The sequence below is a fragment of the Paraburkholderia sp. genome (assembly GCF_035501035.1).
In the GTDB taxonomy this organism is placed as follows: Bacteria; Pseudomonadota; Gammaproteobacteria; order Burkholderiales; family Burkholderiaceae; genus Paraburkholderia.
In genome coordinates this window covers 1-9,629 of record NZ_DATJWR010000411.1, presented here as the reverse complement: position 1 = coordinate 9,629, position 9,629 = coordinate 1, and the positions used below count along the sequence as shown (strand labels likewise).

The window sequence follows — 9,629 nt, the reverse complement described above, 5'->3', positions numbered from 1 at the left end:
ACTTGATGTCACCCTTGATCAGATCAGCCGGCAGCGTCGGCTTGATGATCTCTTCGATCACGGCTTCGCGCAGTTGCGCCAGTTCGATTTCCGGTGCGTGCTGCGTGGACAGCACGATGGTGTCGATCGAATGCGGCTTGCCGTCGACGTAGCGGATCGTGACCTGCGACTTCGCATCCGGACGCAGCCAGGGCAGACGGCCGTCGCGGCGCAGATTCGCCTGACGCTCGACGAGACGGTGCGACAGGTGGATCGGCAGCGGCATCAGTTCCGGCGTTTCCTCGCACGCGTAACCGAACATCAGGCCCTGGTCGCCCGCGCCTTGATCGAGGTTGTTGTCGTGCGCGCGGTCGACGCCCTGGGCGATGTCCGGCGACTGCTTGTCGTAGGCGACGAGCACCGCGCAGCCGCGGTAGTCGATGCCGTAGTCGGTGTTGTCGTAGCCGATGCGCTTGATGGTGTCGCGCGCGACCTGGATGTAGTCGACGTTCGCGGTCGTGGTGATTTCGCCGGCGAGCACGACGAGACCCGTGTTGCACAGCGTTTCAGCGGCAACGCGCGAGTATTTGTCCTGCGCCAGGATGGCATCGAGAATCGCGTCCGAGATCTGGTCTGCGACCTTGTCCGGATGGCCTTCGGAGACGGATTCGGAGGTAAAGAAGTAGTCGTTTGCCACGTGTCAGGCTCCTGTAGCTGGTAACGGTTGAGTTCACGTAGCCAGCTTCGGGAGCTTTGAAGCGGCGACGCTTTAGCGGATTTCCTGTCCGGCTGCCCAACATCGCTGCATTGGCATGATGTCTGGCTACCCGGCTTCGCCCCGCAAGTTGTCTATTAACTCGGCGAAGCCCGTATTATAGCGGCTTCCTTAAATTGTCGCAGGGTCCGCGTGCCGTCCGTCGTCCTACTCACCATTCCCCTGTCTTGCCGAGGAGCCTCCGCATGCTAGGCAAGCTCGGCTCCCGCTTCGCCATCGGCTTGCTCAAGCTGTTCGCGATCCTGCCCTATGGTTTCGTCGCGCGTCTGGGCGACGGCCTCGGCTGGCTGCTCTACAAGATCCCGAGCAGCCGCAAGCGCGTCGTCCACACCAACCTGCGCCTGTGCTTTCCCGAGTGGAGCGACGAAAAGCGCGAGGAAGTCGCGGGCCAGCACTTCCGCCACGCCATCCGCAGCTATATGGAGCGCAGCGTGCAGTGGTTCGGCTCCGCGAAGAAGCTCGAAAAGATCGTCGAACTCGACAGCGAGATCGATCTCACCGATCCGAACCTCCCGCCCACCTTGTTTCTCGGCCTGCATTTCGTCGGCATCGAGGCGGGCTCCATGTTCCTCAACTATTCGCTGCACCGGCCTTGCGGCTCGCTTTATCAGCCGTTCTCGAACCCCGAGTTCGAAGCCGCGGCCAAGGCGGGCCGCAGCCGCTTCGGCGCGGAGATGGTGAGTCGCGCGGACAGCGCGCGCGTCGTGCTGCGCTGGCTTCGCGACCGCAAGCCCGTGATGCTCGGCGCCGACATGGACTACGGCATGCGCAACTCCACGTTCGTGCCCTTCTTCGGCGTGCCGGCGTGCACGCTCACGGCCGTCGGGCGTCTCGCGAAGGTGGGTCGCGCGCAGGTGGTGCCGTTCATCGGCGAAGTGCTGCCCAATTACAAGGGGTATCGGCTGAAGGTGTTCAAGCCCTGGGACAACTACCCCACCGGCGACGACGACCTCGACGCGCGCCGCATGAACGCATTCCTCGAAGAGCAGATTCCGCTCATTCCCGAGCAGTACTACTGGGTCCACAAGCGCTTCAAGACCCGGCCGCCCGGCGAGCCGAGCGTGTATCGATAGACGAGGCGCAGAGCACGGTCGAGGCCCGGGTTTTCGTCCGCGCCTCGCTTACAATGACGGCATGAAACTCAAATTCACCAAGATGCACGGCGCGGGCAACGACTTCGTCGTGCTCGACGGCTACAGCGAGCCCCTCGCGCTCACGCCCGAGCGCGTGCGCGTGCTCGCCGACCGCCACTTCGGCATTGGCGCGGACCAGTTGCTGCTGGTCGAGAAGCCGACCGTGGAAGGCGTCGACTTCCGCTATCGCATCTTCAATTGCGACGGTGGCGAGGTCGAGCACTGCGGCAACGGTGCGCGCTGCTTCGTGAAATTCGTGCGCGACCGCAAGCTGACCGACTCTAATCGCGTGCGCGTGCAGGTGCAAAAGGGCACGATCACGCTCGTCGTCCAGGAAAACGGCGAAGTCGTCGTCGATATGGACCGCCCCGACTTCGAGCCGGCGCGCGTGCCGTTCGATGCAAACGGCCTCGAAGGTCGACACGAAGGCAACGACACGCTCTGGCCGCTCGACCTCGGCGGCGAAATGGGCAACGAAGCGGGCAACGCGACGCGCTGGATTTCGGTCGTCTCGATGGGCAACCCGCATGCGGTGCAGGTGGTGGACGACGTCGAAGCGTACCCGGTGAAGGCCGAAGGCGCGGCAATCGAAACGCACGCGCGCTTCCCCAACAAGGTGAACGCGGGCTTCATGCAGATCGTCTCGCGCAACGAGGTGAAGCTGCGCGTATTCGAGCGCGGCGCGGGCGAGACGCTCGCCTGCGGCACGGGTGCCTGCGCGGCCGTGGCGGCAGGCATTCGCCGCGGGCTGCTCGATTCGCCCGTGAAGGTGCATACGCACGGCGGCCTGCTGACGATCGCCTGGGACGGCGCGCGCGACGAGTCCGCCGCGCTCACGATGGCGGGGCCGGCCGCGACCGTGTTCGAAGGCGAGATCGAACTGGCCGACTGACGGGCGCCACACGCGCGAGCAATGACTGGCAGCCCGCGGCGTTGCGGCCGGGGGCGCTTTGGCAGGCGAGCCCGGCGCACTCAATGCAAAGGGCGTCGCGCCGCACGGATATTCAATCGCATGACAGACAGCGCGCCGCCGCGCGCCTCACAACTACAACGCGTCCACAACATGAACGATCGCGAAGTTGCCGACTATCTGCTCGCCCACCCCGATTTTTTCGTTGAGCACGCCGAACTGCTCGCGGCCGTCAAGCTGGGCAATCCGCACGGCAAGGCTGCCGTGTCGCTGCAGGAGCGCCAGATGGAGATGCTGCGCGAGAAGAACAAGCATCTCGAGCGGCGTCTGTCCGAGCTGTTGCGCTACGGGCACGAGAACGATTCGATTGCCTCGAAGTTCGGCCGCTGGACCACGCGCGTGATCGCCGAGCGCGACCCTTACGCGCTGCCGCGCACGATCGCGCACAACCTGCGCGACGTGTTCGACGTGCCGCAGGCCGCGCTGCGCGTGTGGGACATCGCCGAAGCCTACGCCCAGGCCGACTTCGCTCGCCACACGGGCGGAGAAGTGCGCATCTTCGCGAACAGCCTCGACACGCCCTATTGCGGCGCGAATAGTGGCTTCGAGGCCGCGCAATGGCTCGATGCCGCCGAAGGCGTCGCGCAGTCGGTCGCGATCATCGCGCTGCGCGCGCCGGCGCTTGCGCCGGACGACGCAGCACCGGGCAACGCCTTCGGCCTGCTCGTCATGGGCTCGCCCGACCCGCGGCGCTTCCATGAAGGCATGGGCACCGACTTCCTCACGCAGATCGGCGCGCTCGCGAGCGCGGCGCTCACGCGCCTGCTGCCGCATTGACGCGCCGGCTGCCATTCCGAAAAAAGCCCACCGCGAGCCGCCACCGTGAACCCCACCGACCCGATCGCCGACTACCTCGCGATGCTCGAACACGAGCGGCGGCTCTCGGCGCACACGTTGCGCGGCTACACACATGAACTCGACGAGCTGAAGAAGCTCGCCAACGGCAAGCCGCTGGAGCGAGTCACCGCTTCGGAAGTGCGCGGCGCAGTGGCGCGCGCGCATGCGGGCGGCCTCTCGGCGCGCTCGATCGCGCACCGGCTTTCGGCGTGGCGGGCCTTCTACCGCTGGCTCGCGGGCCGCATCGAACTCGATGCGAACCCGGTCGCCGCCGTGCGCGCCCCCAAGCGCGCGAAAACGCTGCCGAAGGCGCTTTCCGTGGACGACACCGCGCAGCTCATGAACGGCCCGGCAAGCGCAGGCGCCGATGAAACCAGCCCCGAGGCGCTGCGCGATCGCGCGATGCTCGAATTGTTCTACTCGTCGGGGTTGCGCCTCGCAGAGCTCGTGGGTCTGGACGTGCGCTACGTGAAACGCGACGGCTACGAATCGGCGGGTTGGTTCAAGCGCGACGCGGCCGAAGTCGAGGTGCACGGCAAGGGCAATCGTCACCGCGTCGTGCCGGTCGGACGCAAGGCGCTCGATGCGCTCGATGCCTGGATCGACGCGCGCAGCGCGTTCGTGAAGCACGACGACGCGCCGCTCTTTCTCTCCGTGCGCGGCAACCGCATGGCGCCGGGCGTGGTACGCGAGCGCGTGAAGCACGCGGCCATCGCTGCGGGCATTCCGGCGAACGTGCACCCGCACGTGCTGCGGCACTCGTTCGCCACCCACCTGCTGCAGTCGAGCGGCGATCTGCGCGCCGTGCAGGAACTGCTCGGCCACGCGAGCATCTCGGCCACCCAGGTCTATACGTCGCTGGACTTTCAGCATCTCGCGAAGGTCTATGACATCGCGCATCCGCGCGCCAAGAAGCGCGACTGAAGCATGTCGATCGGAGCTTGCGCTTTAGCTGTTGGCCGGAATTAGTGCTTCAGCACTTGTTCCGGGCTCATGCGCAGTACCTCGTCCGGTCCCATGTGAACGCCCGCCTTGCGCGCTGCGCCACCCAGTATTGAAGGCATCATGAATATCGTCACCCTCAAACCGTCGAAAGAAAAATCCCTGCTGCGCCGCCATCCGTGGGTCTACGCAAACGCGATCGACCGCGTCGAAGGCAAGCCCGCGGCCGGCGCGACCGTCATCGTGCGCTCGCACGAGGGCCGCTTTCTCGCGCGCGCCGCATACAGCCCGCACTCGCAGATCCGCGCACGCGTGTGGAGCTTCGACGAAAGCGAGCCGATCGACCACGCGTTCTTCAAGCGCCGCGTGCAGCGCGCCGTGGCGGACCGTCGCGCAATGGTGAGCGGCACGGGCGCGGTGCGCCTGATCTTCGGCGAGGCCGACGGCCTGCCGGGCCTGATCGTCGATCAGTACACCGAAGACAGTACAGATGGCCGCGGCCAGCTCGTGTGCCAGTTCATGGCGGCGGGCGTCGAGGCGTGGAAGGAGGCCATCGTCGCGGCGCTCACGTCGGCTACGGGCTGCCCGAACGTGTACGAGAGATCGGACGTGTCGATTCGCGAAAAGGAAGGGCTCGAACAGGTCACCGGCCTGCTCGCCGGCGACGAACCGCCCGCAACGCTCATCACCAGCGAGAATGGCGTGCGCTACCACGTGGACGTGCGCAACGGCCACAAGACCGGCTTCTACGTCGACCAGCGCGACAACCGCGCGCTCGTGCAGACCTACGCGCGCGATCGCGAAGTGCTCAACTGCTTCTGCTACACGGGCGGCTTCTCGCTCGCGGCGCTCAAGGGTGGCGCCACGCGCGTGGTGTCGATCGATTCGTCGGGCGAGGCGCTCGCCACGGCGCAGAAGAACGTCGAGGCCAACGGTTTCGACGCGGCCCGCGCCACCTGGCTCGACGCCGATGCCTTCAAGACGCTGCGCCGCCTCTACGACGAAGGCGAGCGCTTCGATCTCGTGGTGCTCGATCCGCCCAAGTTCGCGGCCTCGCGCGAGCACGTGGACCGCGCCGCGCGCGCTTACAAGGACATCAACCTCACGGGCTTCAAGCTGCTGCGTCCGGGCGGCCTGCTGTTCACGTATTCGTGCTCGGGCGCGATCGATTCGGCGCTGTTCCAGAAGATCGTGGCCGGCGCCGCCGCCGACGCCAAGGTCGACGCGCGCATCCTCAAGCGCCTCGGTGCGGGCGTCGATCACCCGCTGCTTACCGCGTTCCCGGAAGGCGAGTATCTGAAGGGCCTGCTGTTGCAAATCGCCTGAGGCGGCCTTATGTGAGCGGTTTCGGCCCGCGCTACCGGGCTACCGCTGGGGGCCACCGCTTGGGGGCGTCGCTGGGAGCCACCGCTGGGGGCCGCCGCTAGGACGTTGCCGGGCTGCCGCCAGGCAATCGCCGGGACGCAATGCGGGCCGGGCGTTCAGGCCCCGCATCCGTTGCGCACCGGCCGTCGCATGCGGGCGCGGCGCAGATATGTTTCAATAGGAAGTTATGTTGTAACACTCGACGGCTGCGCGCCCCGCGGCCGCCCGGCCCGAACACAAACCGGCGCGCCAGAAGCGAGGCGCGCCCGAACGTACACGAACGCACATCTACCAGGCAGACAGCATGGCAACCAGCATGATTCCCGTCACCATCCTGACCGGCTTTCTCGGCAGCGGCAAAACCACGCTGCTCAAGCGCGTCCTGAACGAAAACCACGGCATGAAGATCGCCGTGATCGAGAACGAGTTCGGCGAAGAGAACATCGACAACGAAATCCTCGTGCAGGACAGCAACGAGCAGATCATCCAGATGAGCAACGGCTGCATCTGCTGCACGATTCGCGGCGACCTCGCGCGCGTGCTCGGCGACCTCGCCCAGCAAAAGCGCGACGGCAAGCTGAACTTCGAGCGCGTCGTGATCGAGACCACGGGCCTTGCGAATCCGGGCCCGGTCGCGCAGACGTTCTTCATGGATAACGAGATCGCCGACGAATTCCTGCTCGACGCCATCATCACGCTCGTGGATGCGAAGCACGGCAACCATCAGCTCGACGAACACGAAGTGGCGCAGCGCCAGGTGGGTTTCGCCGATCGCCTGTTCATCACGAAGGCCGACCTCGTCGACGAGAGCGAACTCGCGGACCTGCGCCACCGCGTGCTGCACATGAACCCGAAGGCGCAGATCAGGCAGGTGAATTTCGGTGTGGCCGACATCAAGGAAGTGTTCGACCTGCGCGGCTTCAATCTGAACGCGAAGCTCGAGATCGACCCGGAATTCCTCGCCGAAGACGACCACGCCCACGCGCATCACGATCATGATCACGCGCATGGACAGGATCACGCCGACTGCGACCACGATCACGGGCAGTGCAATCACGAAGGCCACGACCATCACCACCACCATCACGCGCACCACGACGACAAGATCAAGTCGTTCGTGTACCGCAGCGACCGCCCGTTCGATCCGAACCGCCTCGAGGACTTCCTCGGCGGCATTCTGCAGATCTATGGCGAGCGGCTCCTGCGCTACAAGGGCGTGCTCTACATGAAGGGCGTGGACCGCAAGGTGGTGTTCCAGGGCGTGCACCAGATGATGGGCAGCGATCTTGCCGCCAAGTGGCTGCCGATCGAAAAGAAGGGCAGCAAGATGGTGTTCATCGGCATTGAACTGCCGCAGGATCTCATCACCGACGGGCTCGACGCCTGCCTCGCCTGACGCCGGTTGTTCGGCGACGCCCGGCCCGTAACCGGGCGTTCCCGTCCGTTTTCTTTTGCGCTGCAACCACGCCCCCGGCGCCTTCTTTATGCGCCGCGCACCGCCCGCTTCCCGGCTGCCGCTTCAAATAACGTACCCGACCATCGCTTTTTCACGATTGGCGCGTTATATTTTCTGGATATCGTCCGGTTCGCAGACGGGTTGATAAAGGGCGGCCCGCCGCAGGGATTTTCCCGCTTGCGGCTCGAGTTTGCGGTTCGGTTACAATACGGCCCCACTGGAAGAGAGGCGTCCCGGAATCAAGCCGAGGTTCGCCCCGCCGGCAGCGCATCGCGTCGCAGCGCGCTGCCGGTACGATATATGCCTCAGGAGCATCTGAAGACCGGTTTCCAGAGGAGTTCGGCCCCGCAGCGGCGCTTCGGCGTCACGACAGCTCATCGTCGGTGCCCGCCAGCGCGCACAACGGCGCGGTAAGTGCGCCTGGCAACGTGGTAAAGGCCACTGCGGGCAACACAAAAGTGCAGGCAAGACGTGCCAGTTTTGCCTCACTCATTGAAGAAGCAAGCCAGATGACGACGAAACGACTCTTGACCGAAGCCGAAATCCTGAAGATGAGCGACAAGGATTACATGAACGAGGATCAGCTCGCCTTCTTCAAGAACCGGCTTGAACAGCTGCAGGCGGAAATTCTCCGCAATGCGGGCCAGACAACCGAAAATCTGCGCGAAACCGTGATCGTTCCCGATCCGGCAGACCGCGCGACGATCGAAGAAGAGCACGCGCTCGAGCTGCGCACGCGTGACCGCGAGCGCAAGCTGCTCAAGAAGGTGCAGCAGTCGCTCGCGCGCATCGAGTCCGGCGAATACGGCTGGTGCGAGGAAACGGGCGAGCCGATCGGCATCCCGCGTCTGCTCGCGCGTCCGACCGCCACGCTCTCGCTCGAGGCGCAGGAGCGCCGCGAACTGCGCCAGAAGCTGTTCGGCGACTGAGCTTTTTTCCGGCCGCGAAGTTTGATTCCGCGGCTAGCGATATGCCTTCCCTGTCGAAGCGCACGGTGTTCCGTGCGCTTTTTCTTTTGCGCGCGCTCTTTTTTCGCCTCCCCTCTTCATGGCGCGCGAGCGCCGCCGCCCGCCGTGCCCCGGTGGCCGTTTTCTGCGCCCGCGGCCCTTGATATGCCCGGCGACGCCCTAAACTTGAAGCGACGTGCGCTCGCCGCGCGCCTCACGACGGCCCCGCGAGGGCGTTTTCAGGCGCGCGCAACGCACCCGGATTCAGGGCGGCGGCGCCCGATGCGTCGAATGCCGCCGCGCCCGCCTGGCAGCGGCAGGCATTCCACCCCGCATCCAACCCGGCATCCACGGTAAAAAAGGAACGCACATGGAGCAATTTCACGGCACGACGATCGTATCCGTGCGGCGCGGCGACCAGGTCGCGCTTGGCGGCGACGGCCAGGTCACCCTCGGCAATATCGTCATGAAGGGTGGCGCGAAGAAGGTCCGGCGCATCTACGGCGGCAAGGTCATGGTCGGCTTTGCCGGCGGCACCGCCGACGCATTCTCGCTGCTCGATCGCTTCGAAGCCAAGCTCGAAAAACACCAGGGCAACCTCACACGCGCGGCCGTCGAGCTCGCCAAGGACTGGCGCACCGACCGCATGCTGCGCCGCCTCGAAGCCATGCTGATCGCCGCCGACGCGCAAACCACGCTCGTCATCACCGGCAATGGCGACGTGCTCGACCCCGAAGGCGGGATTTGCGCAATCGGCTCGGGCGGCGCGTACGCGCAGGCTGCGGCGCGCGCGCTCGTGCAGAACACCGAGCTCTCGCCGCGCGAGATCGTCGAAAAGTCGCTCGAGATCGCGGGCGACATGTGCATCTATACGAATCACAACCGCGTGATCGAAACCATCGAGTAACCCGCCGCGCTGCGTACCAAGACGCGCGTACCGACGAGAAGGAATCAGGATGAGCACCATGACCCCCGCCGAGATCGTCTCGGAACTCGACAAGCACATCATTGGCCAGGCAAAAGCGAAAAAGGCCGTGGCTGTCGCGCTGCGCAACCGGTGGCGCCGCCAGCAGGTGGCCGAGCCGCTGCGCCAGGAAATCACGCCGAAAAACATCCTCATGATCGGGCCGACGGGCGTCGGCAAGACCGAAATCGCACGGCGTCTTGCGAAGCTCGCGGACGCGCCGTTCATCAAGATCGAAGCGACCAAGTTCACCGAAGTGGG

10 protein-coding genes are annotated in these 9,629 nt (G+C 65.4%); 9 read left to right on the top strand and 1 reads right to left on the bottom strand.

What is annotated here, in order from left to right:
* Positions 1-676, bottom strand: a 676-nt coding sequence (metK, locus tag VMJ11_RS29550) for a methionine adenosyltransferase (RefSeq protein WP_325624325.1), incomplete at its 3' end; no start/stop codon positions are given.
* 263 nt (positions 677-939) lie between these two features.
* Here metK and VMJ11_RS29545 point away from each other — a divergent pair.
* The 9 genes from VMJ11_RS29545 to VMJ11_RS29505 all read left to right on the top strand — a co-directional run.
* Positions 940-1,827, top strand: coding sequence for a lipid A biosynthesis lauroyl acyltransferase (locus tag VMJ11_RS29545; protein WP_325624323.1), 888 nt, complete (start codon positions 940-942; stop codon positions 1,825-1,827).
* A gap of 61 nt (positions 1,828-1,888) precedes the next feature.
* Complete coding sequence (dapF, locus tag VMJ11_RS29540) at positions 1,889-2,779, top strand: diaminopimelate epimerase (RefSeq protein ID WP_325624322.1); 891 nt, start codon at positions 1,889-1,891, stop codon at positions 2,777-2,779.
* 171 nt (positions 2,780-2,950) lie between these two features.
* Positions 2,951-3,634 carry a DUF484 family protein gene (locus VMJ11_RS29535; RefSeq protein WP_325624321.1) on the top strand — a complete coding sequence of 228 codons (684 nt, stop codon included), beginning with the start codon at positions 2,951-2,953 and terminating at the stop codon, positions 3,632-3,634.
* A gap of 81 nt (positions 3,635-3,715) precedes the next feature.
* On the top strand, positions 3,716-4,618 hold the full coding sequence (xerC, locus tag VMJ11_RS29530; protein ID WP_325624326.1) for a tyrosine recombinase XerC: 903 nt from the start codon (positions 3,716-3,718) through the stop codon (positions 4,616-4,618).
* Between the two features lie 141 nt (positions 4,619-4,759).
* On the top strand, positions 4,760-5,962 hold the full coding sequence (locus VMJ11_RS29525) for a class I SAM-dependent rRNA methyltransferase (protein WP_325624319.1): 1,203 nt from the start codon (positions 4,760-4,762) through the stop codon (positions 5,960-5,962).
* Positions 5,963-6,305: 343 nt separating this feature from the next.
* Positions 6,306-7,397 carry a GTP-binding protein gene (locus tag VMJ11_RS29520; RefSeq protein ID WP_325624318.1) on the top strand — a complete coding sequence of 364 codons (1,092 nt, stop codon included), beginning with the start codon at positions 6,306-6,308 and terminating at the stop codon, positions 7,395-7,397.
* A 569-nt stretch (positions 7,398-7,966) separates the two neighbouring features.
* On the top strand, positions 7,967-8,386 hold the full coding sequence (gene dksA / locus VMJ11_RS29515; protein ID WP_085228454.1) for an RNA polymerase-binding protein DksA: 420 nt from the start codon (positions 7,967-7,969) through the stop codon (positions 8,384-8,386).
* 388 nt (positions 8,387-8,774) lie between these two features.
* Positions 8,775-9,311 (top strand): ATP-dependent protease subunit HslV, encoded by a 537-nt coding sequence (gene hslV / locus VMJ11_RS29510; RefSeq protein WP_325624315.1) that lies wholly within the window; start codon positions 8,775-8,777, stop codon positions 9,309-9,311.
* A 49-nt stretch (positions 9,312-9,360) separates the two neighbouring features.
* Positions 9,361-9,629 (top strand): AAA family ATPase (locus VMJ11_RS29505; protein WP_325624314.1); only part of this gene is annotated, 269 nt, incomplete at its 3' end.

Coding starts and splice junctions, on each gene's coding strand:
- VMJ11_RS29525 (WP_325624319.1), top strand. CDS start 4,760: ATGAATATCGTCACCCTCAAACCGTCGAAAGAAAAATCCCTGCTGCGC.
- xerC (WP_325624326.1), top strand. CDS start 3,716: ATGCTCGAACACGAGCGGCGGCTCTCGGCGCACACGTTGCGCGGCTAC.
- VMJ11_RS29535 (WP_325624321.1), top strand. CDS start 2,951: ATGAACGATCGCGAAGTTGCCGACTATCTGCTCGCCCACCCCGATTTT.
- hslV (WP_325624315.1), top strand. CDS start 8,775: ATGGAGCAATTTCACGGCACGACGATCGTATCCGTGCGGCGCGGCGAC.
- VMJ11_RS29545 (WP_325624323.1), top strand. CDS start 940: ATGCTAGGCAAGCTCGGCTCCCGCTTCGCCATCGGCTTGCTCAAGCTG.
- dksA (WP_085228454.1), top strand. CDS start 7,967: ATGACGACGAAACGACTCTTGACCGAAGCCGAAATCCTGAAGATGAGC.
- dapF (WP_325624322.1), top strand. CDS start 1,889: ATGAAACTCAAATTCACCAAGATGCACGGCGCGGGCAACGACTTCGTC.
- VMJ11_RS29520 (WP_325624318.1), top strand. CDS start 6,306: ATGGCAACCAGCATGATTCCCGTCACCATCCTGACCGGCTTTCTCGGC.